This is a genomic window from Pseudorhodoferax sp. LjRoot39 (genome assembly GCF_964253035.1).
Taxonomy (GTDB): domain Bacteria; phylum Pseudomonadota; class Gammaproteobacteria; order Burkholderiales; family Burkholderiaceae_C; genus Pseudorhodoferax.
On sequence record NZ_CAXUQL020000001.1, the window covers coordinates 6,154,440 to 6,180,455 of the forward strand.

At 69.0% G+C, this 26,016-nt stretch carries 26 protein-coding genes; 12 read left to right on the forward strand and 14 right to left on the reverse strand.

The annotated features are described in order from the left end of the window. Positions 1-3: 3 nt before the first annotated feature. The 3 genes from ACSQ4M_RS28745 to ACSQ4M_RS28755 form a co-directional block, all read right to left on the reverse strand. Positions 4-1,227: a CaiB/BaiF CoA transferase family protein gene (locus ACSQ4M_RS28745; protein WP_436192797.1), complete on the reverse strand. Its 1,224-nt coding sequence runs from the start codon at positions 1,225-1,227 to the stop codon at positions 4-6. Positions 1,228-1,345: 118 nt separating this feature from the next. Next, entirely contained in the window at positions 1,346-2,485 is a 1,140-nt protein-coding gene (locus ACSQ4M_RS28750) for an FAS1-like dehydratase domain-containing protein (protein WP_436192798.1), read from the reverse strand. Positions 2,486-2,509: 24 nt separating this feature from the next. Beyond that, complete coding sequence (locus ACSQ4M_RS28755) at positions 2,510-4,093, reverse strand: acyl-CoA synthetase (protein ID WP_436192799.1); 1,584 nt, start codon at positions 4,091-4,093, stop codon at positions 2,510-2,512. A gap of 168 nt (positions 4,094-4,261) precedes the next feature. On the opposite strand from ACSQ4M_RS28755, the gene ACSQ4M_RS28760 reads away from it, so the two are divergent. After that, complete coding sequence (locus ACSQ4M_RS28760; RefSeq protein ID WP_436192800.1) at positions 4,262-5,059, forward strand: IclR family transcriptional regulator; 798 nt, start codon at positions 4,262-4,264, stop codon at positions 5,057-5,059. Continuing rightward, positions 5,056-5,478 (forward strand): PaaI family thioesterase, encoded by a 423-nt coding sequence (locus ACSQ4M_RS28765; RefSeq protein ID WP_436192801.1) that lies wholly within the window; start codon positions 5,056-5,058, stop codon positions 5,476-5,478. The genes ACSQ4M_RS28760 and ACSQ4M_RS28765 overlap by 4 nt, the downstream gene beginning before the upstream one ends. Before the next feature lie 424 nt (positions 5,479-5,902). On the opposite strand, the gene ACSQ4M_RS28770 is transcribed toward ACSQ4M_RS28765, so the two are convergent. Together ACSQ4M_RS28770 and ACSQ4M_RS28775 are read right to left on the reverse strand one after the other, a co-directional pair. Further along, a complete protein-coding gene (locus tag ACSQ4M_RS28770; RefSeq protein ID WP_436192802.1) occupies positions 5,903-6,385 on the reverse strand; it encodes a hypothetical protein in 483 nt (160 codons plus the stop codon). A gap of 230 nt (positions 6,386-6,615) precedes the next feature. Further along, on the reverse strand, positions 6,616-6,813 hold the full coding sequence (locus tag ACSQ4M_RS28775; RefSeq protein ID WP_436192803.1) for a YgaP family membrane protein: 198 nt from the start codon (positions 6,811-6,813) through the stop codon (positions 6,616-6,618). Between the two features lie 208 nt (positions 6,814-7,021). Here ACSQ4M_RS28775 and ACSQ4M_RS28780 point away from each other — a divergent pair, with 208 nt between their 5' ends. The 5 genes from ACSQ4M_RS28780 (at position 7,022) to ACSQ4M_RS28800 (ending at position 14,093) form a co-directional block, all read left to right on the forward strand. Beyond that, positions 7,022-7,843 (forward strand): universal stress protein, encoded by an 822-nt coding sequence (locus ACSQ4M_RS28780; RefSeq protein WP_436192804.1) that lies wholly within the window; start codon positions 7,022-7,024, stop codon positions 7,841-7,843. A 23-nt stretch (positions 7,844-7,866) separates the two neighbouring features. Continuing rightward, entirely contained in the window at positions 7,867-9,219 is a 1,353-nt protein-coding gene (locus ACSQ4M_RS28785) for an MBL fold metallo-hydrolase RNA specificity domain-containing protein (protein WP_436192805.1), read from the forward strand. Further along, positions 9,216-11,723 (forward strand): cation-translocating P-type ATPase, encoded by a 2,508-nt coding sequence (locus ACSQ4M_RS28790; protein ID WP_436192806.1) that lies wholly within the window; start codon positions 9,216-9,218, stop codon positions 11,721-11,723. The genes ACSQ4M_RS28785 and ACSQ4M_RS28790 overlap by 4 nt, the downstream gene beginning before the upstream one ends. A 97-nt stretch (positions 11,724-11,820) precedes the next feature. Continuing rightward, positions 11,821-13,098: an MgtC/SapB family protein gene (locus ACSQ4M_RS28795; RefSeq protein WP_436192807.1), complete on the forward strand. Its 1,278-nt coding sequence runs from the start codon at positions 11,821-11,823 to the stop codon at positions 13,096-13,098. Between the two features lie 263 nt (positions 13,099-13,361). Next, complete coding sequence (locus ACSQ4M_RS28800) at positions 13,362-14,093, forward strand: sensor histidine kinase (protein WP_436192808.1); 732 nt, start codon at positions 13,362-13,364, stop codon at positions 14,091-14,093. Between the two features lie 212 nt (positions 14,094-14,305). On the opposite strand, the gene ACSQ4M_RS28805 is transcribed toward ACSQ4M_RS28800, so the two are convergent. Next, positions 14,306-14,716, reverse strand: a complete 411-nt coding sequence (locus ACSQ4M_RS28805) for a hypothetical protein (RefSeq protein ID WP_436192809.1) — start codon at positions 14,714-14,716, stop codon at positions 14,306-14,308. A gap of 414 nt (positions 14,717-15,130) precedes the next feature. On the opposite strand from ACSQ4M_RS28805, the gene ACSQ4M_RS28810 reads away from it, so the two are divergent. Both ACSQ4M_RS28810 and ACSQ4M_RS28815 read left to right on the forward strand, forming a co-directional pair. Continuing rightward, positions 15,131-15,784 carry a BON domain-containing protein gene (locus tag ACSQ4M_RS28810; RefSeq protein ID WP_436192810.1) on the forward strand — a complete coding sequence of 218 codons (654 nt, stop codon included), beginning with the start codon at positions 15,131-15,133 and terminating at the stop codon, positions 15,782-15,784. Between the two features lie 226 nt (positions 15,785-16,010). Next, positions 16,011-16,679, forward strand: coding sequence for a PEP-CTERM sorting domain-containing protein (locus ACSQ4M_RS28815; protein ID WP_436192811.1), 669 nt, complete (start codon positions 16,011-16,013; stop codon positions 16,677-16,679). Positions 16,680-16,917: 238 nt separating this feature from the next. Here the strand turns inward: ACSQ4M_RS28815 and ACSQ4M_RS28820 are convergent, their stop codons facing one another. Beyond that, positions 16,918-17,322: a TraR/DksA family transcriptional regulator gene (locus ACSQ4M_RS28820; RefSeq protein WP_436192812.1), complete on the reverse strand. Its 405-nt coding sequence runs from the start codon at positions 17,320-17,322 to the stop codon at positions 16,918-16,920. 93 nt (positions 17,323-17,415) lie between these two features. After that, on the reverse strand, positions 17,416-17,856 hold the full coding sequence (locus tag ACSQ4M_RS28825; protein ID WP_436192813.1) for a hypothetical protein: 441 nt from the start codon (positions 17,854-17,856) through the stop codon (positions 17,416-17,418). Positions 17,857-18,108: 252 nt separating this feature from the next. Between ACSQ4M_RS28825 and ACSQ4M_RS28830 the strand changes: the two genes are divergently transcribed. Next, the gene (locus tag ACSQ4M_RS28830; RefSeq protein WP_436192814.1) at positions 18,109-18,573 is read left to right on the forward strand and encodes a universal stress protein; all 465 of its coding nucleotides are present in this window, start codon (positions 18,109-18,111) and stop codon (positions 18,571-18,573) included. A 42-nt stretch (positions 18,574-18,615) separates the two neighbouring features. On the opposite strand, the gene ACSQ4M_RS28835 is transcribed toward ACSQ4M_RS28830, so the two are convergent. The 3 genes from ACSQ4M_RS28835 to ACSQ4M_RS28845 form a co-directional block, all read right to left on the reverse strand. Then, a complete protein-coding gene (locus tag ACSQ4M_RS28835) occupies positions 18,616-19,998 on the reverse strand; it encodes a phenylacetate--CoA ligase family protein (RefSeq protein WP_436192815.1) in 1,383 nt (460 codons plus the stop codon). A gap of 51 nt (positions 19,999-20,049) precedes the next feature. Then, positions 20,050-21,120, reverse strand: a complete 1,071-nt coding sequence (locus tag ACSQ4M_RS28840; RefSeq protein WP_436192816.1) for an NAD(P)-dependent alcohol dehydrogenase — start codon at positions 21,118-21,120, stop codon at positions 20,050-20,052. A 112-nt stretch (positions 21,121-21,232) separates the two neighbouring features. Next, complete coding sequence (locus ACSQ4M_RS28845; RefSeq protein WP_436192817.1) at positions 21,233-21,889, reverse strand: Crp/Fnr family transcriptional regulator; 657 nt, start codon at positions 21,887-21,889, stop codon at positions 21,233-21,235. Positions 21,890-22,181: 292 nt separating this feature from the next. Between ACSQ4M_RS28845 and ACSQ4M_RS28850 the strand changes: the two genes are divergently transcribed. Further along, entirely contained in the window at positions 22,182-22,985 is an 804-nt protein-coding gene (locus ACSQ4M_RS28850) for an AAA family ATPase (RefSeq protein WP_436192818.1), read from the forward strand. Next, a complete protein-coding gene (locus ACSQ4M_RS28855; RefSeq protein WP_436192819.1) occupies positions 22,966-23,268 on the forward strand; it encodes a hypothetical protein in 303 nt (100 codons plus the stop codon). Before ACSQ4M_RS28850 ends, ACSQ4M_RS28855 begins: the two co-directional genes overlap by 20 nt. A 200-nt stretch (positions 23,269-23,468) precedes the next feature. Here the strand turns inward: ACSQ4M_RS28855 and ACSQ4M_RS28860 are convergent, their stop codons facing one another. The 3 genes from ACSQ4M_RS28860 to ACSQ4M_RS28870 form a co-directional block, all read right to left on the reverse strand. Then, positions 23,469-23,873, reverse strand: a complete 405-nt coding sequence (locus tag ACSQ4M_RS28860; RefSeq protein ID WP_436192820.1) for a carboxymuconolactone decarboxylase family protein — start codon at positions 23,871-23,873, stop codon at positions 23,469-23,471. Positions 23,874-24,035: 162 nt separating this feature from the next. Next, positions 24,036-25,019 carry a zinc-dependent alcohol dehydrogenase family protein gene (locus tag ACSQ4M_RS28865; RefSeq protein ID WP_436192821.1) on the reverse strand — a complete coding sequence of 328 codons (984 nt, stop codon included), beginning with the start codon at positions 25,017-25,019 and terminating at the stop codon, positions 24,036-24,038. A 21-nt stretch (positions 25,020-25,040) separates the two neighbouring features. Continuing rightward, on the reverse strand, positions 25,041-25,859 hold the full coding sequence (locus ACSQ4M_RS28870) for a universal stress protein (RefSeq protein ID WP_436192822.1): 819 nt from the start codon (positions 25,857-25,859) through the stop codon (positions 25,041-25,043). Positions 25,860-26,016: the final 157 nt, after the last annotated feature.

A 26,016-nucleotide genomic window follows, 5' to 3' on the forward strand; every position in this document is an offset into this window, starting at 1 on the left:
GTGCTAGGGCGGTGAGGCCTGGTGGAGGACGCCCCGCTCCACCAGTTGTTGGATATCAAGCTCCGCCATGCCGACCTCGCCGAGGATCTGGCCGGCATGTTCCCCGAACCGTGGCGGCTCGCCCTGCGGTGCGCCCGGTGTGCGCGACAACACGGCTGGCAGTCCGATACCGCGGTAGGCGCCGATCTCGATGCAGGCGCTCCGATGCGCTGCATGTGGCTGTGCGAACGCCTCAGGCACCGTGTTCACCGGACCGATCGGCACCCCGATGCGCATCAACTGCGCACACAGGATCTCGCGGCTCCAACCCGAAAGCGCGGCTTCGATCTCGCTGCGCAGCGCGGCCCGGTGGGACAAGCGGTCGGCGTTCGTAACGAAGCGCGGATCTTCGGCAAGGCGGTCGATGCCCACGAAGTGGCAGAACTTCGCGAACTGCCGGTCGTTGAGGATGCCGAGAAAGACGAGCCCGTCTGCACACGCGAACTTGTCGTAGGGCGCGATGTTCGGATGGGCGCTGCCCAGAAGGCCCGGCACTGTCCCGGAATACATCCAGTTGGCCGCGTGCGGGACCAGCAGGCTCATGGCCGTGTCGAACAGCGTGGCCTCCACACGCTGGCCCTGCCCGGAGCGGTGCCGCTCGTGCAGCGCCATCAGGATGCCGGACAAGGCCACGTAGGCCGTCAGGTGGTCGACGATGGGAATGCCGAGCCGCGTGGGCCCGCACGCCGCATCGCCGTTCACGCTCATGAGCCCACACATGGCTTGCAGCACAGCGTCGTATCCAGGCAGGCCGCCAAGCGGTCCATCGGCGCCGAAGCCGGTCACGGAACAATAGATCAGCCGGGGAAACCGCGGCTGCAGCGATGCCTCGTAGTCCAGGCCCCAGCGCGCCATCGTGCCGGGCACGAAGTTCTCGATGAGCACGTCGGCGTCCTCGATCAGGCGGAACAAGGTATCGCGCCCCGCGGGATCGGCCAGGTTCATGGCCATGCCGCGCTTGCCACGGTTCACGGCCGTGAAGTACGCGGCATCGCCATGCCTGTCGAACGGAGGCCCCAGGCCACGCGTCTCGTCGCCGCTGGGGGGCTCGATCTTGATGACGTCCGCACCGTGGTCGGACAGCATCTGGGTGCACAGCGGGCCCGCCAGCACCCTGGAGAGGTCGATGACGCGCAGCCCGGCAAGAGCACCTCGGGCGTGCGCGCCGGCGTGTGTGGGACGTTCCATGGCGGGTCTCGTGAAGGCATGGCTCCGCCAGCCGGCTGCCGAGCCGGCCGCGGGTCCATGCAGGAAAAGAGATCGGCGGCCTGTTGAAGAAAGGCCGCTTCAGGTCGCCCGAGCGAGGTCAGCCGCGCGAAGGCAGTTCGACGACGCCGGAGGCGAGCACCGAGAGTTCGTCGTCCTGGTTGTGCGCCTCCTGCGAGATCTCCACCAGATGGCGGCCGTCCTCCACGAACTTGCGCTTGACCATGCCCTTGATGAAGAGCATGTCGCCCTCGGGGTTGTGGCGGCGGATCTTGCAGTGCGAGCGCCGCAGGAAGCCGGCGTCGCCCGCCCAGTTGGTCAGGTGGTGCGTCATCCAGGAGGTGCGCTCGGGGCCGTAGTCGTAGGCGCCAGGCGCGCCCACCTCCAGCGCGAAGTCTTCTTCCCAGTGCACGCGCTCGGGCACGTCCGGGATGCCGAAGCGGTTGGTGATGCCCACGCCCGGATGCGCGTCGATCAGGCGCCAGGCCAGCTTGTTGGCACGGATGTACAGGCCGCCCCAGCCCTGGGCATAGGCGATGAAGCCGGTCACCGTCATCGGGCCCTTGAACATCACGGGCAGGGCCTCGCCTTCCTTGACGTCTTCCCAGTACCGCGGCGTGCTGCCCCGCACTTCCTCCTGGGCATACAGCTTGTAGGCCTCCTGGATCTCCTCGGGCGAGTAGCGGCGGGGCGCGCGCGCGCGCACCTCCTTGTACTTGCTGCCCTGCTCGCGTGCATGGTCACGCTCGGTCCGGAAGCACCAGCTGTCCGCTTCCGCGACCTTGTCGCCATCCTGGTTGAAGAAGTCGACGTGGTAGATCTGCTGCACGGCGCGGCCGGCAAAACGCGTCTGGTGCTCGACCAGGTCCTTCAGATAGGCCTCGGTGGAAATGGTGTCGTTGCGCTTGACCGGCTTGTGCCACTGCCAGTCCGCGCCGGACCACATGGCGTGCACGCCCGGCAGGCCGCCAACGTAGCCGGAGACGATGCGGCTGGTCGAGAACAGGAAGCTCGGCAAGGCGATGATGCCGCCGTACCGGGTCTTGGCCGCGTACTCGGGGTCGCACCACAGCGGGTTGTCGTCGCCGATGCCGTGGGCGTAGTGGCGGATGTTGTCGCGCGTGGCCTCGTAGCACCAGGGCTCGGCGGTGGCGCCGATCTTCAGGCCGATGCGCTTGCGCAGGTCCTCCAGGCCCTCGTCGGTGATCTTGGGGAACGTGCGCTCGGTGGTCGTAGACATGCTGTCTCCTTGTGGTGAAACGGTTCAGGGTTGGGGTGCGAGCGAGGCCTGCTCGGCCAGCTCGGCGTTGGCCGCTTCCTGCTCGCGCAGCTTCTTGCGGTGGATCTTTCCGGCCGGCGTCTTCGGGAGCTCCGCGACGAAGGCGACCTGCCGGGGGTATTCGTGCTGGCTCAGCCGGGCGCGCACGCTGTCCTGGATCTCCTGGACGAAGGCATCGCTGCCCGGCCGGTTCGACACGACGAAGGCCTTGACGACGAGGCCGCGCAATGCATCGGGCACGCCGATGGCCGCGGCTTCCTGCACGTCCGGATGCTTGAGGATGGCGTCCTCGACCTCGACGGCGCCGATGGTCCAGCCCGCGGAGATGATCACGTCGTCGGCACGGCCGCCGTGCCAGAAGTAGCCGTCCTCGTCCACGCGGCCGAGGTCCTTGGTGGCGATCCACTCGCCCTTGCGCCACAGCTTCAGTTCGCCCGTGGCGCCCGGAGCACAGGGCCGGCCCTCGGCGTCCTGCACTTGCACGCGCAGCCCCGGCACGGGCTTGCCAAGCGAACCGGACTTGACCGGGAAGTCTTTCGCACCCGGGTAGCTCACGAGGCAGACACCGATCTCCGTCGTGCCGTACATGCTGCAGGCGGTGTGGCCGAACGTGGCCTCGACGAACGCGGCCGTCTCGCTGTCGATCGGCTCACCGGTGAACGAGACCTTGTCGAGCACGTAGCCGTGGCGTGCCGCCGCGCCGGAGTTGCGCATCATGCGGTAATGCGTGGCCGCCGCAGAAAGATTGTTGAAGCGGTGGCTGCTCAGGGCCTGCAGCAGCCTTTCGCCGCTGAACTTGCCGGCATACGCGCCCACGGTCACGCCCATGGCCAAGGGCGCCAAGGTGCCATGCCACAGCCCGTGTCCCCAGGCCGGTGACGACGGGCACATGAAGCGGTCGCCGGGGCGCACGCCGGTGCCATACAGCGCCGCGAGCATCAGCGTCACCAGCGCGCGGTGCGTGTGCTTGACGGCATCCGGCAGCTCGCGGGTGGTGCCCGATGTGTACTGGAAGATCGCCAGGTCGTCGGCACGGGTGTTCACCGTGTACGACGCGGGGTAGCGCTGCAGGTCGCCAAGGAATGCGGCGTCGGCAATCACCACTTCGAGCCCGTCTTGGGAAGGGACGGCAGAGGCCTTCTCGGGGTTCGTGACCACGATGCGCGGCTTGCAATCGGCCACCCGCAGACGCACGCCATCGGGGCCGAACAGCGTGAACAGCGGCACGGCGATGGCGCCCATCTTGATCGCGCCGAAGATCGCGGCGTAGAAGGCAAGCGATGGCTCCAGCATGACCGCCACACGGTCACCGGCTTGAACGCCGCGGTCTGCCAGGAAGTTCGCAAACCGCGCCGACTCCTGCGAGATGGCCTCGAAGCTCAGCGCCTCGTCCTGCCCATCCGCGCGCACCAGCACCACCGCATCGCGGCCCGTTCCAACGTGCCTGTCGATGCATTCGTAGGCAATGTTGAGGTGCTCGCGGTCTCCGTCGAACAAGTCCCACAGGGCAGCCGAACTGCAGTGCGCCTGTGCGTCTGCGTACGAACTGAATTGCGTCAACTGCGTCATGTGCATGTCTCCGTTTTGATGGAGACATTTTTTTGCCTGGGCCCTAAAATTGTCAAATACAACTACTGATTGTCTATAGACAATTTCAACGGCATGGCTTCAACACCTTTCGACGGACTGCTGACGAGACAAAGAGACGTATCCTCGGGACGCTTTCAACACGCCCCCATGGCCTCCACGTCCTCCCCTTCGCAGCGCTCTCCAACGGCCCGTGTGCGGCCGGTTCCGGCCGTCTCCCGCGCCTTGGCCATCCTTCGGTTCCTGGCGCAGCAGGCCGAACCCTCGACGCTCAAGACCATCTCGCAGGAGCTGGAGATGGTCACGAGCACCTGCCTGCACATCCTGCGTGCCCTGGTCGAGGAGCAGATGGTCCAGGTGGACGCGGCCACGAAGCGCTACACGCTCGGCGTCGGCGTCCTCTCGCTGGCGCGCAGCGTGGCCGAGAACAATCCCTTCCACACGCTGGCCCAGCCGGTGCTGGACAAGATCGCCGAGGACTGGAACGTCACGACGATCGGCGTGAAGGTGGCCGGCATCGAGGATCTCGTGGTCCTTGCCCTGGCGCGCTCACGCTCGCCGTTCAGCTTCTATGTCGAAGTGGGAAGCCGCTTCCCGGCGCTGACCAGCGCGACGGGCCGCCTGGTGGCCGCGCACTCGGCGCTGTCCGATGCCGACCTCCTGAAGCAGTTCAAGCAGCTGCGCTGGGACAACCCGCCCGACTTCGCGCAGTGGCACAAGGAGGTCCAGGCGGCGAGCCGCCAGGGCTTCGGCATCGACCACGGCAACTACATGAGCGGGATCACGGTCATCGCGGTCCCCGTCACGACGGCGCAGGCACGCATGACACACGCGCTGGTCGCCGTGGGGGTGACCGACCAGCTGACCAGGGGCACCACACAGGCGCTTGCGAAGGCGTTGCGGGAAGAGGCACAGACCCTGTCCCAGACGCTGGGAGGACGCCCGTGACGGCCGGATCCGAGAGCCTCCGAGCATTGGGCTGGAAGCAACGCGAACTGCCAGGGTTCGCGGGCAGGTTTGGTCCTCTGTGGACCTTGAAGGAAGAGCACGGCTGGGCCTACGGTGTCTTGGCCCAGGAAGAGCACCTGAACCCTGCCGGGGCCGTGCATGGCGGCGCGCTGACGTCCTTGCTCGACCATGCGCTCAGCGCCGTGGCATGGCAACTTCTCGACCGCAGGCCGTGCGTGACGGTGCAACTCGACGCGCAGTTTCTCGACGCTGCGGCCTCGGGCGACTTCCTGGTTGCACGAGGGCAATTGATCCACGCCACAGGGTCGCTCGCCTTCCTGCGCGGCAACGTGTCGGTGAACGACAAGCTTGTCGTGAATGGCTCTGCCGTGATGAAGATACGGACGCCCAAAAACTAGTTGTGAAGCATCAAGGCGTTGTTTCGTGAAGAGCTGAGTCTGGAGACCGACGCGACGCCCCCAATGCCACTGTGCGGCCGATGGCAGTTGTGGTGATGCTGCCAGTGGGCCAGCGCAGCAGTGCGCTGGCAGGTGCAGCTTGTCGATGCGTCAGGACTGCGTTGCAAAGGACCAACATTGCAAAAGTATTTCTGGAGTGTCCCCTCGGGAGTCCCCTGGTCGGCGCACGTCCCCGCAATTTCAAGCGCAGCGCAGGATCTACCGACTTTTTCGATTCCGGCCCCGGGCACCATTAGACAGCCGCTATATATCTACTAGCACGTTCCGCGCGACGTTCCGCATTTCTCCGAAAGAAAAGGCCCCGGACCTTCCCGCCCGGGGCCTGTCAAGCTGGTGAACCGCCTGGAGACACACCGCGAAGAAACTAGCTCAATGGCGCCGGCCCGGTGTCGTACTGCCTGGGTTTCGAGCGCCGCTCGGCGTGGATCACCTCGACGCCGTATCGCGCCCGCAGCAAACCGGCCTGCTCTTCGAAGTCCCCTTTGCTGAGTAGCCCCTGTTCGGGGTCGTTGCGCATGCCGCGGAGGTAGGCGACCTTCCCCAGGATCTGGACCGTCGCAATGGTGGCGTACCTGTCCCGGTTCTCGGTCAGCTTGGCGCGCATCCCGGCCGCCAGTGCAATGGTCTGGCTCAGGGTGTCATGGTCGCGGTAGGAAACGCGCCGCCGCATCTCCTCTTGCGCGGTGCGCGGGGAGCCGACTCCGCGACGCAGAAGGTCGCCGGCTGACCAGATGAAGCAGCAACAACGGCCATTCCCCGTGGCAGCGCTGCCAACGCTGGCTCCAGGCGTCATCGCCGACTCAGGGTCGCGTTCTCCGCGCCGCCGCTGCAAGGGCGGGATCTGCAAAGGGTTGCTCCACAGTCCACCGCGCTTTGACCTCGCCTGCTGTTCGGCAGCCTCTTCCAGACCGACGTCCGATCATCAATCTAGTCGAGCGTGACCCACACCACGTAAAGCCGTACGCCGATCCAGACCGCGCTTGCGGCAGCGGCAACCCAGGCAACGCGTCGCCATGTCATGCGAACACACTGTTGCCGCACCTCGGCCATCGACCGCAACCTCATCGCCTGCCCGCACTAACGCCTGGCACAGGTGTTCAGCCCGAGAACCGAGTACAGCGGACAAATGCCCGCGAGCCCCGTGAACAGCGGCACCACCCCCACGTAGCCCCACGACCCGATCGTCCCTGCCCCCGCCAGGGCGACCAGCAATGCACCGCCAACGATGCGCAGGCCGCGGTCGATGGTTCCGATGTTGCGAGAGAAGAATGACATCTGCGCCTCCTTGGAGTGGACAGCGGCATCTTGCGACAGCGCACGACCCAGACCCTGCGCTGGATCAAGGAAGTGGCATGCGCCGGCCAGTGCGCTGGCACAGGCCGACAGCGGCGGGGAAAGGACCGCAGGCTTGACGCCGCGCAAGGGCAAGACGCACAGCCCGGCTTACCGTTTCGCCACCCAACCCTTTGCGAAAGCCGCTGCCATGCCCACGCCCCACACGATCTTGATGCACATGGATGAAACCGCGCGCATGGGCGAGCGCATCCGCTTCGCGCGCATGCTGTCCGAATCGCTCGACGCCGACATCGTCTGCCGCCCCTGTTCGATGCCGGGCCTCATGCCGTACCCGCTCGCCCTCGGTGCCGCAGCGCCCGCCGTGCAGGCCATGCGCGCAGCGCAGGAGGCGAGCCGGGACAAGCTGTACCGGCTGTTCACGGAGTACGGTGGCGGCTCGCCCCGCCTGCACTGGATCGAGCCCGACAGCGCCGCGCCATGGGATTTCGCGCGGCATGCGTTCTATGCAGACCTGATGCTGCTCGGCCAGCGCGACCGGCACGACCCGATGGACCCGCTGCTGCCGGCCGACTTTCTGCCCAACCTGCTCATGCAGAGTGGCCGCCCTGCCGTGGTCTTTCCCTATGCGGGCAAGGCGGGGCCGATCGGACGCACCGTCCTGGTGGCCTGGAACGAAAGCCGCGAGTCCGCGCGCGCGCTGAGTGCCGCGCTGCCATGGCTGCGCACCGCAGCCAGCGTCCACGCGGTGACCTACGGCGGTGACGTCCAGCAGCCACTGGAGCGGCTGCGTGCCTTCCTGCATGCCCATGGCGTCGCCGACCCGCGCCTGCACGCCAGTGGCCACGACGGGGACGTGGGGAACCAGTTGCTGTCCCTTGGCGCCGACCTGGGCGCGGACTTGCTGGTCATGGGTTGTTACGGCCACAGCCGGGCGCGCGAATGGGTGCTTGGCGGCGCCACGCGCACCGTCCTGGAGAGCATGACGCTGCCGGTCCTGCTGTCGCACTGAACACGCATCAACGGAGCAGAGCCATGCGCATCGACTTTCTGGGTGCCACCAGCACCGTCACCGGATCGAAGTACCTGCTGACCCACGCGGGTCGACGGCTGCTGGTCGACTGCGGCCTGTTCCAGGGCCTCAAGCAGCTGCGGCTGCGCAACTGGGACACGCTGCCGTTCGATGCCGCCAGCATCGACGCGGTGCTGCTGACGCACGCCCACATGGACCACAGCGGCTTCGTGCCACGGCTGATCCGCCAGGGGTTCCAGGGCCCTGTGTACGCCAGCCAGGCCACGCGCGAGCTGTGCGAACTGCTGCTGCCCGACTCCGGCCGGCTGCAGGAAGAGGATGCCGACTTCCTGAACCGGCACGGCCAGACCAAGCACAAGCCCGCCTTGCCGCTGTACACCGAGCAGGAAGCGCGCACCGCGCTGAAGCACTTCCACGAACTGCCGTTCGGACGTGAATGCGCGCCCTGGGAGGGCTGGTCATGGCGGCTCTCGCGCGCGGGCCACATCCTCGGGGCGGCCAGCGTGCGCATCGGCTGGGCGCAATCGAGCCTGCTGTTTTCGGGCGACCTGGGCCGCAGCGACGACCTGCTGATGCGCCCGCCAGAAGCGGCCGAGCCGGCCGACTACGTGGTGGTGGAATCGACCTACGGCGACCGCATGCACCGTGTCACCGATCCGCTGGCCGACCTGGCCGGCGTGGTCAACCGCACGGCGGCACGCGGTGGCGTCGTGGTGGTCCCGGCCTTCGCGGTGGGCCGCGCGCAGACGCTGCTGCACGCGCTGCATGAGCTCAAGCAGGCACGGCGCATCCCCGAGATGCCGGTGTACCTGAACAGCCCGATGGCGGCGGATGCCACGCGGCTCTACCAGCACCATGCCGACGAACACCGGCTCAGCGCGGCGCAATGCGCGGCCATGCAGCGCGACACCATCATCGTCAACACCGTGGAGGAGTCGCGGCGCCTGAACGATCTGCGCTACCCCTCCGTCATCGTCTCGGCCAGCGGCATGGCCACCGGCGGCCGGGTTCTGCACCACCTGAAGGCCTATGCGCCGGATGCGCGCAACACCATCCTGTTCACCGGCTTCCAGGCCACCGGCACGCGCGGCGCCACGCTGTTGGGCGGCGCGGATGCGGTGAAGATCCATGGCGCCTACATTCCGGTGCGCGCGGAGGTGGCCAATTTGGACAGCCTGTCGGCCCACGCGGACCGCGAACAGCTGCTCGCCTGGCTGGGCACGCAGCATGCGCCGCGCCGCGTGTTCGTCACGCATGGCGACCCGGCCGCCGCCGACGCGCTGCGGCTGGCCATCGAAGAGCGCTACGGCTGGCCTTGCACCGTGCCGGAGTACCGCGAGGCCGCGGAGCTGTGAGCGATGCCCGCCCGGTCGCGCCGATGCGCGATGCCACGGACCAGGGCCTGAGCGATGCACAGGCCGCTCTGCGCCTGCGCCGCGACGGGCCGAACGTGCTCCCGTCGGCCTCCCGGCGCGGCCTGCTCGGCATCGCCTGGGGTGCGCTGACGCAGCCGATGTTCCTGCTGCTGCTCGCGACGGCGGCGCTGTACGCCCTGCTGGGCGAGCTGGCCGATGCCGGCCTGCTGGCGTTGTCGGTGCTGGCCGTGGGCGGCCTGTCGATCTACCAGGAGCAACGGACCGAGCGCGTGCTGGAAACCTTGAACGAACTGTCCAGCCCGCGCAGCAAGGTGGTGCGCGGTGGCCGTTCATTGCGCATTGCCAGCCGCGAGCTCGTGCGCGGCGACCGGCTGCTCGTGCACGAGGGCGATCGCCTGTCCGCCGACGCCAGCCTGCTGCAGGCCACCGGGCTGCAGATCGATGAGTCGCAGCGCACCGGCGAGTCGGCCCCGTTGTCCAAGGTCGCCGGCGCCGCCGACGACACCGGCCAACTGTTCGCCGGCAGCCTGGTGGTGCGCGGCGACGGCGTGGCGCTGGTGACCCGGACGGGCGCGGACACGGCCATCGGCGCGATCCACCGCTCCCTCACCCAGTTGGTGCCGCGCCCCAGCCGACTGCAGCAGGAGCTGCGCACGCTGGTGCGCCGGGTGGCCTGGCTGGCGGCGTTCACCTGCATCGCCGCTTCCACGGTCTTCGCCCTGCGCGACGGGTCCTGGTCCCAGGGCCTGCTCGTCGGACTGACCCTGGCGATGGCACTGATCCCCGAGGAGTTCGCCGTGGTCTGGAGCGTGATGCTGGCCCTGGGCAGCTGGCGTCTGACGCGCGCCCACGTGCTGACCCGCCAGCCCCAGGCCATCGAGGCGCTGGGCACGACCACCGTGCTGTGCGTGGACAAGACCGGCACGTTGACCCACAACCGCATGGCACTGGTCGCGGTGGGCGATGCAGACAGCGCTTGGCGCAGCGCGGACAGCCCAGCGCCCCTGCCCCACCTGCACGCTCTGCTGCGCGCAGCGCTGCAAGCCAGCAGCGCGGCGGGCATCGAACCCATGGACGACGCCGTGCGCACCATGGCCCGGACGGCAGGCGTCGCGGTCGGCGCAGGCTGGCAAGCCGGCGAACGCCGCGGCATCCGACCCGGTGCGCCCTACGTGGTGCACTGGTGGCAACCCTCCGGCGAACCCGGACAGGCCGTGGCGGTGAAGGGCGCGCCAGAGGCCGTGCTCGCCCTGTGCGGCACCGCACCGGAACAGGTGCAGCCGCTGCGCGCGCTGGCCGACCGATGGGCCGCAAGCGGCCTGCGTGTGCTGGCGGTGGCGCAGGGCCGGGCCGCACAGCCCGGCCCGGACGCAGCGCTTGCGGCCGACCTGCCACTGGCCCCCATCGGCCTGCTGGGTTTCATGGACCCATTGCGCGAAGAAGTTCCGGCCGCCCTGGCCGAGTGCCGCAGCGCCGGGGTGCGGGTGGTGATGATCACGGGCGACGCAGCCCTGACCGCCGGTGCGATCGCCCAACAGGCCGGCCTGGTTGCCCACGGACAGGCCCAGGCCGCCGTCACCGGCAGGGAACTGGCGGCGATGGACGAAGCGGCGCTGCGCCACTGCGTGCGCAACACCCAGGTCTTCGCGCGGGTGGACCCGGAGCAGAAGCTGCGCATCGTGCGGGCGCTGCAGCAGCAGGGGGAGATCGTCGCGATGACGGGCGACGGCGTGAACGACGCCCCCGCGCTCAAGGCCGCCGACATCGGCGTGGCGATGGGCCAGCGCGGCACCGACGTCGCGCGCGAGGCGGCCTCGCTGGTGCTGCTCGACGACAACTTCGCCTCGCTGGTGGAAGCGGTGCGCGCCGGCCGGCGCATCTTCGCCAACCTGCGCCGCGCGCTGGGCTACCTGTTCGCCGTCCACGTGCCGATCGTCGGCGTGGCGCTGATCCCGGTGGTGCTGGGCGGCCCGGCCTTGCTGCTGCCCCTGCACGTGGTGCTGCTGGAGCTGCTGATCGACCCGGCCTGCTCGCTGGTGTTCGAGGCAGATCCCGCCGCACCGGACAGCATGCGCGTGCCACCGCGCAGGCCCGACGACACCCTGCTATCGCTCGCGTCCGTCGGCCAGGCCTTGGGGCTGGGCGCGCTCGTCTTCGCGGGCGTAGCGCTGGTGCAGTGGCTGGGCCAGCACCACGGCGCCACGGCGCAGGCGCTGCGCACGGCCAGCCTGGGCTCCATCGTGGTGGGCAATCTGGTGCTGCTGGTCTGGTTCCGCCGCATCGGCCGGCGCCAGGAACCTGCCAACGTGCCGTTCGACGTGCTGCTGCTGGCTGCGTGCGTGGTGTGGGCGCTGCTCACGTCGGTGCCAGCCGTGGCCAGCATGTTCGGACTGGCCACGCTGCCCTGGACCTGGACCGCGTGGACCATCGTGCCTGCCGGCTGGGCCGTGTGGCGGCTTCGCTGGCCGTCCCGCGCTGGATGACCGCGGATCCGGTCCGGACCACGACGCACAAGGCGTTTCGACGCACGACTCCCCAGGGCGACTCCGAGCCGCGACAGTCGAACGCAGGACATGGCGAATGCTTGAACTTTTCGTACAGCGCACGGTCATCGAACTCGGGTCGGCCCTCATGCTTGGCTCGGTCATCGGCCTGGAGCGGGGCTGGCGCGAGCGCGAGCGCGCCGAGGGCAGCAGAGTGGCGGGGCTGCGCACCTTTGCCCTCCTGGGCCTGTTCGGGGGAGTTCTGGGCGTCCTGGCACAAGACATGGGTCCAATGCCCGCCGCGCTCGGCCTCGGTGGCCTGTCGCTGATCGCGGTAGCGGCGTACCGCGAAAACGTCCGCGTCCACAGCAGCCTCAGCGCCACCACCGCTGTGACGATGCTGCTCACCGGCGCGTTGGGCCTGATGGCTGGCGCAGGCCAGCCGGCTCTGGCCATCGGCACTGCGGTCATTGCCGCCGTGCTGCTCGATCTCAAACCCGCGCTGCACCGTTGGTTGCGCCTTGTGGAGCAGCGCGAGCTGAGCGCAGCGCTGCAAATGATGGTGCTCACGGCAGTGATCCTGCCGATGCTGCCGAACCGCGGCTATGGTCCCTACCAGGCACTGAACCCGTACCATCTGTGGTGGTCGGTGGTGCTGATCGCAGGGCTGTCGCTGTGCGGGCATCTGGCGATCCGCCTGACGGGCCCCAGCCGAGGCATTTTCTGGACCGGTCTCCTCGGTGGTCTTGCATCGTCGACAGCAGCGACGCTGGCGCTGGCGCGCCGCGCGCACGGGAACGACGGCGTCCTGGCTGCGGCCTCGGCGGGAATCTTTGCCGCCTCCGCGATGATGTTCGTGCGCATGACCGCGCTGGTCGCCGTTCTGAGGCCGGGTCTGCTGGCCTCTCTAGGGGCGGCGATGGTCGTTGGCGCCGTGGTGCTTCTTGCCGCCTCGTTGCTGCGGCTGCGTTCTGCTCCGCTGCCCGACGCGGCAGGACCGGCCGCCGACACCACAGACCCGTTCGACCTGAGTTCGGCACTGGGCTTTGGTCTGCTTCTGGGCGTTCTCGCCCTGCTGACGCGAAGTGCCCGGCAATGGCTGGGCGATGCGGGCCTGTACGCCATGGCACTCCTGTCCGGCCTGCTCGACGTCGACGCCATCCTGCTGACGGTGATGCACATGAACGGCCAGGCCTTGCTGGACAGCCCGCAAGCCACCATCGCGGCCGGATTGGCGGTGGCGTCCAACATGGTCATGAAGACGCTCTTTTGCTGGTTCGGGGGCAGCCCCGCGTTGGGACGGCGGGTGTCCACAGGTTTCGCAGTCGCCATGACGGCGGCCACCGCGACCGCCTGGATGGTCGCACGGGCATGAGTCGGCCTGCGCCGATGCTACCGAGCGTGGGAGCGGCATCGCGCCGATGTGCGCTGCAGGCTCTGCGCAGGCCTTCGGCACCGCAGACACCGACGACGCCTGTTACCGCCTTGTTTGATCCGGCGCAAACAGTGTCGTGCGCCGCTGCGTTGAACTTGTCCCTGGGAACTCCCACCCATGGCACCCAAGCGCACCCCTTGATCAACTGCCGCCCTTTGATCGCCGGTGCCGCTGGTCATGCTCAACCACGACGAAAGCCGCGTATGAAAGCACAACAGGTTCTTGTCAGGGCCCATCCGACACATGTTGCGGGTCTGTCTGCGCAACTGCAGCGCATCCGCACGGAAGAGCGTGCCCGGCTTGCCCAGGACCTGCATGACGAACTGGGCGCCGTGCTCATGGCGGCCAAGCTGAATGTCGCTGGCCTCAGGGCGCAGTGCACTCCCTTGGGCGCAGAGGTGCAGCTCCGCCTGCAGCAGCTCACGCAATTGCTGGACGACGGCCTGGCCATCAAGACGCGCGTGGTGGATGGGCTCCAACCGTCCGACCTCCTGCGCGCAGGACTCGTGCCGGCGCTGGCGCACCTCGCGCAGGACTTCCAGAGTCGCACCGACATCGCCACGCATACCCGGCTCGAGAACGTCGCGCTCGAAGAAGCCGCACAACTGGGCGTCTACAGGCTGGTGCAGGAGTGCCTGACCAACATCGGCAAGCATGCCCGGGCGACACACGTCACCATCGACCTCCAGGACGGGCCGGGGCAAGCAATCGTGGCGATCAGCGACAACGGAATCGGGTTCGACCCGGGCGGCATCACGCCATGGACGCACGGCCTGGCGGGCATGCGCCGCCGCATCGAGGCCACCGGGGGACGCATTGCTTTCGACAGCACGCCGGGCGCAGGCACCCGTGTGGTGGCGGTGCTGCCCAAACCCGTTGCCGCGCACGTGCAAGCCGCCAGGAAGCGCACGCCGGCGCAGCGCTTCGTGCGATGAACACCGCCGGCACGGCGTCGCGGTCAGGGGCCGAATCGCCATGCCGTGGCACCGGACCAGACCACTCGCCCGCTGCCCGCCTCGCGCCGGAGCGCGACCACGAGGGCGAAGGCGATCAGCGGCCTGGCACACGTACCGCCGGGTTGCGGGGTTCACGGCGCACATGGCACCGCCTGAAGCGCCCGAACGTCGAAGCGGATTCGTGGTCGACGTCAGGTGTTCCTGCCGACACGCTTCATGGCCTTGCCGACGGCATCCTTGGCTGATCGTGCGGCCTGGACGGTGGCGGCCTCCGCCTTCTCGAACGCGGCGCGCGCGGCCTCGGCGGCTTGCTCGGCCTCTTCCTTGCCACGTTCGGCGCTGGCTTTCGCGGCCGCCTTGGCACGCGTCAGCGCCTCGCCCGTCGCCTGGGCGGCGGCATCGACCTCCTGGCGCACCCGTTGCATCTCGTCGCGCGCCTCGTCTCGCGCCGCCTCGGCCTCGACCTTCCACCGCTGCGCGGCACGCCGGGCCGATTCATCCGCCTTGTGGGCCAGCCGCACGAGCGCTGCGGTCGTGCGCTGGGACGCATCGCCGACAGCCTCCTTGCTGCGCTTGGCCGCCGCCCTGGCGTGCTCGGCCATGGAATGTGCTGCCGCTTCCGCCTTGCGCAGCCGGCCAGCGTCGGCGGGCCGTGTGTTCGCCGCGGAGGCTTGCGCCGGCGGGCGTGGGGGGGCGGCGGGCGCCTCGGTCGCGGCATGGGCAGCGGCGGCAACCAGCAGGGCCGCCAGGGCGGCACACGGTTTGATTCGGGACATGCGGTTCTCCGTATCGAAAGACCCCACCATAGGCGGCCGCAGCGCGCCAGGCGTTGATGCCGATCAACGCGCCAGCACCGCGGGCAGGAGGTCACACACGGTGCGTCCGTGCGGGGGCGGGTTTTCTCGGCCATGCCGGCGTTTGACCCCGCGCAAAGGGCCCGCGTGACAGCGCTCTACAGTGGTTTGTCGCACCAGCACAGCCCCGTGCGCGGAAACCCACCCTCCACAGGAGAAGCCATGAAGACAGACGCCCAACTCGCGCAGGACGTGGCCGACGAGCTGCATTGGACGCCCGAGGTCGATTCCTCCAATGTCGGTGTGATCGCCAAGGACGGCGTTGTCACGCTGACCGGCCATCTGGCCTCTTTCGCCGAGAAGCATGCGGCCGAACAGGCCGTCCAGCGGGTGCGGGGCGTGCAGGCCATCGCCATGGAAATCACGGTCGACCTGGCGGGCGACCGCGTGCGCACCGATGCCGACATCGCGCTGGCGGCGCAACGGGCCATCGAGTGGACGTCCTGCCTGCCGAGCGACGCGGTCTGCGTCATGGTCGAAGCAGGACACGTCAAGTTGAGCGGCCAGGTCAAATGGCAGTACCAGCGCGCAGCCGCGGAGGGGGCCGTGCGCAACCTGATGGGCGTCGTCGATGTGACCAACCAGATCGCCCTCGGCCCCACGGTGCGCACCCTGGACCTGGAAGAGACCATCCGCCAGGCGCTGGCGCGGCAGGCGGACCTGGAGGCCAACAACCTCCAGGTGAGCGTCGACGATGGGAAGGTCACCCTGCGCGGCGCCGTGCATTCGTGGAGTGCGCGCCAGGCCATCCATGGCGCCGCCTGGTCGGCCCCCGGTGTCAGCTCGGTCATCGACCTCATGACGATCGCCGACTGAGGCGCCTCGCACCGACGCGCGGCGCAGTGGCATGGGTCGTCCGCGCATGCGCATGCATCTTGGCCACTGCCGTTGATCAGGCCGTCAATGAATGCCTCTTCGTTCCCACCATTTCGCCGGCATGACCGGCACGCGGAGACCAACCATGACAATGACCCCGTTCGCACCCACGCAGCAGCCAGACGCCCGCGCTCACAACGGAAGGACTTGCAGCCGATCGGCATCGATGGCACGCCACGCCATTGCGCTCGCATGGATTGCCTGCATCAGTCCATCCACGAGCGCAGCACCCGTCGGCGTCTCATCGTTTACCTATGAAAAGGACGGCATCAAGATCGTTCTGGGGCTGGACGACGTCCTCAAGAGCACGGCACCAGCCACGGGAATCAGTCCACCACTGGCCATCATCTTCTCGGAGACGCGCAATGATTTCACCGTGCAGATCAGTGGTGGAGACTTCGATCTCGACTCCACGGACACGTTCCTGTTCGACGGCTCCTACTGGGATGGGACGCTCGGCATCAGCCAGGACGCCGGCTTCCTGTTTGACTTTCTCTCGTTCAGCGGAAGCTTCAAGCATGCCGTCGGCCCGCATGGCGAAACAGACAAACCGCTCATGCCGTTCGACAGCCCGTTCTTCATTCCCAACCCGATCGAGTTCCCGACGCACCCAGATGGTGTCGTGACCCACGTCAATCAGCACCAGGACACGTACTCCGGATACCTGGGTGGAACGTTCCTTCTCGGCGACATCACCAGCTGGACCATGGTGTTACAAGCGCAGCACCATCCTGTGCCGGAGCCAAGCACTTCGCTGCTGTTCGGCGCGGGCCTGCTGAGCCTCATCGCATGGACCCGCAGGTGCGCGAGGCCTCAAGCGAAACCAACCATCTGAACTTGGACGCCCCATCCTTGCATCGGCCTGCTGCGGCCGACGCAGTGAACCGCCACGCGCACTGAACGGAGGAAGACGCCTTCGCTTCAGAACGGGGCGATGAAGGAAGTCCCCGAAGTGGCCTTGAGGCGGACATTGCGCCAAGGCGTTGCGGCGCGCGTCACAGGAGGCCACCACGCACCCCCTGCAGGCCGCGCCGCGGTGCGGGCTGACCGGCTGTCACTGCGGCACTGCGCGGTCAGCCTTCAGGGTGAGCCCTCAGCGCCAGCGCCTCGCTGGCCGCCTGGCAGGCCGTGCAACGCATGGCCTGCGGTTGCACCTGCAAACGCTGCAGGTCGATGGGTTCGCCGCAGGCGATGCACACGCCGTAGCTGCTGTCCCGCAGCCGTGCGATGGCGGATCGGACCTCGACCAGTTCGGCATGGTCGCGCTGGGCCTGCGCGTCGCCGAGCAGGTCGCGTTCCGCTTGTTCGGCTTCCTCCTTGAAGTCGGTGACGCTGCGCCCCTGCGGACTGTGGGCCAGCGCCAGTGTGGCGCGCTGCGCAGCGGCCAGTCGTTCCAACAACTCGGCCTGTCGCGCATACAGGCGTTCGGTGGTCCCGGGCGCCGCAGCGCGGGATGTGTCGCATGGTGTGGTGTTCATGGGTGCTAGCGTGCGCCGCGCACGTCCCAACAGCTTTGATCGGCATCAACGCATGCGTACGCGTACGCCGCCGCGAGAGTGGCGACGCAAGGCTCAGCTGCGCGACGGCAGCGCCTGCCAGCCCTGCAGGCTGGCGTGTGCGATGTCGTCGCTGCTGACGTGCCAATGGGCCAGGGCGTGTTCGTAGACCAGCCGTTCATCGTCCGTGAACTGGCCATCGGCTGTGATCGCCGCCAGGCCCAGTCCACAGACGAGCAGCCGCGTCGGCCCATCCGGCACGGCGTCCAGCCGCGCATCGATGTACATCAGGTGGTTCATGCGAAGCCAGGAGCAATCGCACAACTGGGCGCCGACTTCGTCCATGCAGGTGCGCGCGAGCTCGATGAAGCGCGCACGGTTCACCTGCAGGTGCTCGAACGCATGGTGCCGGTCGAGCTCGGCCAGCGCGCGCTCGTCCAGCCGGCCACTGGCCGTCACGATCACTGCGAGTGCATGGGCCGGCGCTTCCCGACCCGCAAGTGGGCTGTCGTTCATCGTGTGTCTCCGCATCTTCCGTTGGAGGGGCCGGCGAGGCCGGGTCTCTGGCTGCGCGCTCGATGGACGCAGCGCATGCCCCCATGGTGGCCGCGAACTGGCGCCGCGCCTTGATGTGGCGCAGTTGCGCCGCACGCACCCATGGCGCTGCCACCGACCGAGCCGGCGCCATCGCCCGGGTTTGACCGCGCGCAAGCCGCAGCGCGCCCCGGGCCAGGAAACTGCGGGCACCGTTACAACCAAGGCATTGCCATGTACCAGAAGATTCTTGTGCCGATCGACGGCAGCAGCACCGCTGCGGCCGGCCTGGAGGAGGCCATCAAGCTCGCCCGCCTATGCGGCGCCAGGCTGCGGCTGCTGCACATCGTGGACGAGCTCTCGCTCATGCTGGGCACAGAGTACGGGGCGGCCTACAGCGGTGACATCTTCGACCTGCTCAGGGAGGGGGGAGCCACCATCCTGCGGGAAGCCCAGGCCCAGGTACAGGCCGCGGGCGTCGCGGTGGACACGGTGCTCAGCGACAACCTGCGCGGCGGCGTATGCGAACAGGTGGTGCAGCAGGCGCTGGACTGGAAGGCCGAGCTGATCGTGCTGGGCACGCACGGCCGGCGCGGTACGCGGCGCCTGTTCTTCGGCAGCGACGCCGAGAACATCCTGCGCCAGGCCCCCGTTCCGGTGCTGCTGATCCGGGCACCAGTGCCCGCTGCGCCGGCCTGAGAGTTTGTGAAGAAGTCGCGGCGCACCTGGCGCCGCCGCTGCTCACGTGCGCGCCACCACGCGCCGCACCTTGCCGCTGCGGCTCCTGGGCAACGGCTCGCCATGCACGCAGCGGATGTGCACGCCGTGCGCCCCGGCACGTTCCAGGTAGGCCGACAGCACCTGCCTGGCCCGGGCCAACGTGGCCACCGCATCGGCCACCTGCGGCCCGCTGGCGAGGACGAGTTCGCAGCGGTGCACTTGCCGGATCTGGAAGTCGAACAGGCCGGCTTCCTCCTCCAGCACGGTGCACAGCGCCAGGGGCAGCACGCTCGCAGACTGGCCGTCCGGGTTGCCGAGTTGGAGCATGTCGTCGTCGCGCCCACACACCTCGACCACGGGCAGCGCCGAGCCGCAGGCACACGGCTCGGCATGCAGCGTGGTGCGGTCGCCCAGGTCGTAGCGGATCAGCGGCTGCACGTGGTTCGCCAGGTTGGTCAGCAAGGTGGTGGCGCCCACCGTGCCCGGCGCCACCGCGTGGCCGGCCCGGTCCACGGACTCCAGGATCGCCCAATCGCTGTTCAGATGCAGCCGGCCGCAGCGGCACGCGCACGCCAATGCCAGGAACTCCGACGCGCCGTAGCTGTCGACCACCGGACAGGCGAAGGCCTCGGCCACGAACTTGTGCATGGCCGGCGTCAGGTTCTCGCCGCCGGTCCAGATCTCCTGCGGCCGGCACTGCAGCCGGCCCGCGATCTTCTCTTCGGCCAGCAGCACGGCCGCACTGGGATAGGTGGCCAGCACGGCCGGCCCGAAGCCGTCCACCTGCGCCACGAGTTCGTCTGGAGGCAGCAGGAAGGACACGGTGTGCACGCGCGAGGCCGCCAGCGGATTGAGCCGCCGCAGCCGCTCGATCGACACGTTGCTGGCGAAGTGCCCGTCGACCGCCCCGACGAACACCAGGCTCTGCAGCATCCGCCACGGTTCGAAGACCGCTTCCCATGCGTTGCGGCGCGGGCGCCGGATGGCCTCGAGCGCGTCGTACACCGCCAGCGCGGCGGCGTCCTGCACGAACAGGCCGGGCTCGCCGCTGCTGCCCGAACTCTCCCAGACCGTGTAGCGCCCCAGCAGCGGCTCGGCGATGCGCGTGCGGTCGGCCGCGAAGCGCTGCACGTCGCGCAGCTTCAGCGCCGGGTCTGTCACCCAGTCGTCGAAGCGCGCCATCAGCGCGGCCTTGGACGCCACGGGAAACTCGGCCAGCGGCGGCAAGGCCTTCGCGCCGCCGAAGGCCGCGCGGTACAGCGGCGAGTGCTGCACCGCGCCGGCCAGCAGTGCGCCCAGCCGGCGCTCCCGGCGCCAGGCCAGCCCGGCCGCGCCGGCCGCGTCCGCGACCGCCACGTCCAGTGCCGTCGCGCAGGTCGTGGCCAGGTCGAAGGGCGGCAGCATGGCAAGCGTTCGGCAGCTGGCTAGCAACAAGGGGTGGCGAGGGCGGCCGCCTCAAGCCGTGATCGCGACCTTCAGCACGCCATCCCTCTGGTGCGAGAACAGCGCGTAGGCCGCCTCGATGTCGTCCAGCTTGAAGCGGTGGGTCACCATCGCGCCGAGATCCACGCGCTTGGACTGGATCACCGCCATCAGCCGGCGCATGCGCTCCTTGCCGCCAGGGCACAGCGTGGTGACGATGCGGTGGTCGCCCAGCCCCGCCGCGAAGGCGTCCAGCGGAATCGTGAGCCCGGTCGAATAGACACCCAGGCTGGACAGGGTGCCGCCCGGGCGCAGCACCCGCAGCGCCGCCTCGAAGGTCGCCTGCTGGCCCAGCGCCTCGATGGAGACATCCACGCCGCGCCCCTGCGTGATGCGCATGATCTCCTGCACCGCATCGTGCCGGCTGCTGTCGATCACCACATCGGCCCCCAGCTGGGTGGACATGCGAAGCCGCTCGGGCAGCCGGTCCACGCCGATCACCAGGCTGGCGCCGCTCAGCCTGGCGCCGGCCGTGGCGCACAGGCCGATCGGCCCCTGCGCGAACACGGCCACGGTGTCGCCGATGCGGATCTGCCCCGACTCGGCGCCGCTGAAGCCGGTGGACATGATGTCCGGGCACATCAGCACCTGCTCGTCGCTCAGGCCATCGGGCACCGGCACCAGGTTGGCCATCGCGTCGGGCACCAGCACGTATTCGGCCTGGCAGCCATCGATGGTGTTGCCGAACTTCCAGCCGCCCATGGCCTTGAAGCCATGCGCGGTGCCGGCGCCGTCCTGCGAACACTGGCCGCACAGACAGGCATTGCTCCAGCCGCTGGGGGTGATGGCCCCGGCGATCGCGCGCTGGCCTTCCTGGTAGCCGGTGACCGCCTTGCCCAGCTTCTCGATCACGCCCACCGGTTCATGCCCGATGGTGAGGCCGCGCGCCACCGGGTACTCGCCCTTCAGGATGTGCACATCGGTACCGCAGATGGTGGTCGTGGTCACGCGCAGCAGCGCATCGTTCGGCCCGACATCCGGAATGGGCTTGTCTTGCAGGACGATACGCCCCGGTTCCACGAAGACGGCGGCTTTCATCAGCATGGTGCATCTCCTTGCGCCGGCGCAAACCCGGCATCGGTGTCGGTCCCGGCCGCGCCGGGGTGAAGTTCGGCGGCGCCCGGCAGAAGCGAACGTGAAAGGGCACCCTCCCTGCTCAATGCAGTGATGCCGCTGCGTCACGCTGCGCGAAGCCGGCCAGCGCCTGGAGGTCGGGGATGCGCACCTCGCGCCGGCCCTTCTCCACGAAGGCGATGACCCCGTCGCGGGCCAGCCGCGACAGCGCGCGGCTGACCGTCTCCAGTGTCATTCCCAGGTAGTTGCCGATCTCCGCGCGCGTCATGCGCAGCGTGATCTCGTCGGTGCGCATGCCGCGCTTGGCGAGCGATTCCACCCAATGGCGCAGGAACTCGGCCACACGGGCGTCCGCAGGCAGGGTGCACACCGACATCAGCGCGTTGCGGTCGTGCGCGATCTCGCAGCTCATCGCAGCGTGCAGCACCCTGAGCAGCGCCGGCGCCCGGACAGCGGCATCCAGGAAGGCGTCGTAGCGGATGACCCAGACTTCGCCCGTGTCCATCGCGACGGCGTCGCAGGCGTGGTGGCCATCTGCGATGCCGTCCAGGCCGATCCAGTCGCCGCGGAACTTCAGGCCCGTGACCTGCTCGCGGCCATCGGCATTCAGGTTGACGATCTTGAAGAAGCCCGAGTTGAGCACGTAAAGGCTGCCGAAGCGCTCGCCGGCCTGGTGGATGCAGTCTCCAGCCCGCACCATGCGCCGATGCAGCGGCACGGTGGCGTCGATCAGGTCCAAGGTCTGTGCGATCCGCTGACTGAACGACGCGTTGTCCGCGCGCTGCCGAACGGCGCCCGCCGGCGGAACTGGGCGAACCAGGTGGCAGGAATTGGTCTGCGGCGAGACGGCATCTTGAAGCATCGCGGCCTCCTGAACGGATCGGGTTGGTCGATGGATCGTGATGCTAGGCGCCGTGGCGCAACACAGTGGCAATGCACGAACGCGCTGCGTAACACTGCGTGAACAGTCTGTATCTCCCGCGCGCGCTGGGCCTCAGCCACCCTTGCCGTGGGCTGCCGGCCATGCCGCCATGCACGCGTTCGGGCAGCGCTTGCGTGACGGCCAGCTCGCCGAGGTCGTCGTGGGCGACGCGACGATCACCGGGCGCCTCCAGGCGCCCGGTGCCGACGGCCGCAAAACCGTGGTGTCGACCATGGTCGAGCCGGCCGTGGCCGAGCGCCTGTCCAGCGTCCACGTGTCGTTCGAGCGCGTGCGCACACCCGGCTGGCTCGATGGCCTGCCGTCGTGGGTCCTGCCGCTGGGGTTGCTGGCCCTGTTCTGGCGCTACCAGAGGCGCCACGGAGGGCTTGGCGGCGGCCTGTTGAACATGGGTCGCAGCAAGGCCCGCATCTCCATGGAAGAAAGCACCGGCGTGCGCTTGGCCGACGTGGCCGACGTGGACGAAGCCAAGGCCGAACTGCAGGAGATCGTCGACTTCCTGAAGACCCCCCGGGAGCACGGGCGTCTGGGCGCGCGCATGCCCAGGGGCATCTTGCTGATGGAGCCGACCGGCACCGGCAAGACGCTGCTGGCACGCGCCGTCGCGGGCGAGGCCGAGGTGGCGTTCTTCTCGATCAGCGGCTCGGAGTTCATCGAGATGTTCGCCGGGCTCGGCGCTGCGCGCGTGCGCGACCTGTTCGAGCAGGCGCGCGCCAAGGCGCCCTCGATCATCTTCATCGACGAAATCGACGCGCTGGGCAAGACGCGTGCGGCCTGCCCCCTTGCCGGCGGGCAGGATGAACGCGAGCAGACGCTGAACCAGTTGCTGGTCGAGCTCGATGGCTTCGATCCCAGCGTGGGCGTGGTGCCAAGCGATGAACACCGTTGCCGATGAATCGGCCCCAGGCCTGCAACTGCTGCTGTTGTTCGCGGCAGCCAACACGGCGCCGCTGGTGGCCAAGCGCTTGCTGCAGCAGCGCTGGTCCTGGCCGCTGGACGGGGGCCTGCGGTTCATCGATGGCCGTCCCTTGCTCGGGCCCCCGAAGACCGTTCGCGGCGTGCTGTCCGCATTGCTGCTGTGCGTGCTGGCTGCGCCCGCGCTAGGCCTGGCGCCGGGCGCGGGGGCGGTCGCGGCGCGCTTCTGGCACCGGCTCGGTTGGCGCGACGAGCCGTACTGAGTCTGCCGCTGGCGACAAGTCCGGCTCCAGGCTGCGCAAGGTGTGTGCGGCATGGCGGGAGGCTTGTGTGCGGCTGGAGTGGGCCGCCTCGATCGCCAGCAGGTCCGCCATCTCGCCTGGCCACCGGGGCGAGCATCAGGGCTCGTCCGTGTTGCGAGCCCTGCCCGGCATCGTGTCAGCCCGGCTGGGCCATGCGCTGATCAGGCCTTGGTGCGCTGGTGGGCGGCGAACTCGTCGAACGCCGCGATCGCGCTGGCGCTGTACATCAGCGAGGGCCCGCCGCCCATGTAGACGGCCACCGCCAGGGCTTCGCGCAGTTCCTCGGGCGTGGCGCCCAGGCGGGCCAGCGCCTTGGTGTGAAAGCCGATGCAGGCCTCGCAATGCGCTGCGACCCCCAGCGCCAGCGCGATCAGCTCCTTGGTCTTTTCGGACAGGGCGCCGTCGGCCATGGCGGTGCGGGCGAGATCGCCGAAGGCGGTCATGACCTCCGGCAGCGCCTGGCGCATCGGTGCCAGCTGCCGTGTGACGGTCCGCGTCAACGTGTCGTAGCCGCTCGCGGCGGCCGTCGTGGATGGCGTCTGTGGGGTGGGTACTGCGGTCTGCATGCCCACAGGATGCCGGTCCTGCCGGCCCGTGGCTTGATCTCCGTCAGAGAAGCGCCATGTCGGGCGTCCGCGGCGCCGTCCCGCGACACGGTGGCCAGCATGCAGGGCGCCAACGAAGACCAGCGCCCAGGATGCCGCCGGTGCCGGCCACGCGGCCCATGTTCAGGTCACCAGCACCGCCGCACCATGCACACGACCGCTGCGCAGGTCATCCAGTGCCCGGTTCGCCTCGCGCAGCGGGTAGGCGGTGGTCGTGGCGTGGATTCCGGCCTGCGGCACGATGCGCAGGAAGTCCTCGCCATCCTTGCGCGTCAGGTTGGCGACCGACACGAGCTGGCGCTCCTGCCAGAGCAGCCGGTAGGGAAAGCCGGGAATGTCGCTCATGTGGATGCCGGCGCAGACGACGCGGCCGCCCTTGCGCACCGCCTGCAGCGCCAGGGGCACCAGTTCGCCTGCGGGGGCGAAGATGATCGCGGCATCCAGCGGCTGTTCAGGACGCTGCGTGGAATCGCCCGCCCAGTCCGCCCCGCAAGACCGGGCGAAATCCTGCGCGGCGACATCGCCCGCGCGCGTGAACGCGGCGACCTGGCGGCCCTGCCAGCGCGCCACCTGCGCGACGATGTGGCCGGCGGCGCCGAACCCATAGAGGCCCAGCCGCTCGCCCGGCCCGGCCGCCACCAGCGCGCGCCAGCCGATCAGCCCGGCGCACAGCAAGGGCGCGAGCGCGATGTCGTCCTGGCCCGGCGGCAGCTTCAGCGCGAAACGCGCATCCACCACCACCAGGGTGGCGAAACCGCCATTGCGCGTGTAGCCGGTGAACTCGGCGTGGTCGCACAGGTTCTCGGCGCCGCTGCGGCAATAGGCGCAGTCCCCGCAGGTGTGCCCCAGCCAGGGCACGCCGACACGGTCGCCGACGGCCAGGCCGCTGACACCTGGCCCCAGCCGCTCCACGTAGCCCACGATCTCGTGCCCCGGAATCACCGGCAGCTCGATGTCCGGCAGGTCGCCGTCCTGCACATGCAGGTCGGTGCGGCAGACGCCGCAGGCGGCCACCTGGATCCGCACCTCGCCAGTGCCCGGTGCAGGGTCGGGCAACTCGGCCCAGCGGAGCGGATCGCCGATCCGCAGCAGGCGCATCGCTTCCATGGTGGTGCTGGCGTCCCGGGCTCAGTGCGCCATCAGCACCGGCACGGTCATCGTGCGCAGGACGGTGCGGCTGACACCGCCCAACACCCACTCGCGCGCACGGCTGTGGCCGTAGCAGCCCATGACCAGCAGGTCGGCGCCGATGTCGGACGCGCGCGACAGCAGGTCATCGCCCACGTCCACGTCGCGCCGGTCGCCCTGGTGCGGCGTGAAGCCGATCTGGTGCTCCGCCAGGTAGTGCTGCAGGCCGTGCAGCGAGGCCCCGCCCACCTCCCCATAGGCGATGGCGTGCACCCGTTCTGCCTTGTGCAGCCAAGGCAGCGCTGCACTGACGGCCCGCGCCGCCTCGCGCGTTTCCTTCCAGGCGATCAGCACCGTGCGCCCCACGACCGGAAAGCTGCCGGCAAAGGGCAGCACCAGCGTCGGACGGCCGCTGGCCACCACCTGGCTGGAGACGAAGTCCGGTGGTGTGTCCAGCGCGGCGGCGTCCTCCTCGTCGCGCTGGCCCAGCACCAGGAGGTCGGCGTACAGCGCCCGGCGGCCGAAGCCGCCGATCGCATCGCCGGGCACTTCGTTCCAGCGCATGCGGCCCGACGTCGCGCTGGTGTCGCTGAACAGCCGGTGGGCCTTCTCCCGGCATGCATCGTCGTACTCCTGCAGGCCCACCGCCCCTGCTGCGCCGTCCAGCCCCATGGGAAAGCGCAACAAGGATGGGATGACGCCATAGACGCCGGTCACGGCCGCGTCGAAGGTCGCCGCGAGGCGGGCGGCCACGCGCGTGCGCTCCGCGCAGCGCGCAGAACTGTCCAGATGCAGCAGGATAGATCTGATGTCCGACATGGCAGGTTTCCTTTGGTCAGAGAGTGCACGGATGGAAGGATGCGCGGTCCTGCATCCCTGGGCAGGACAGTACGCGGCGCCGCTGCACCGCAGCTTGCGCGCGGTCAAGGTTCGACGCAGCCGAACCACGGCGGGACACCGCCTCGACCGGCTCGTG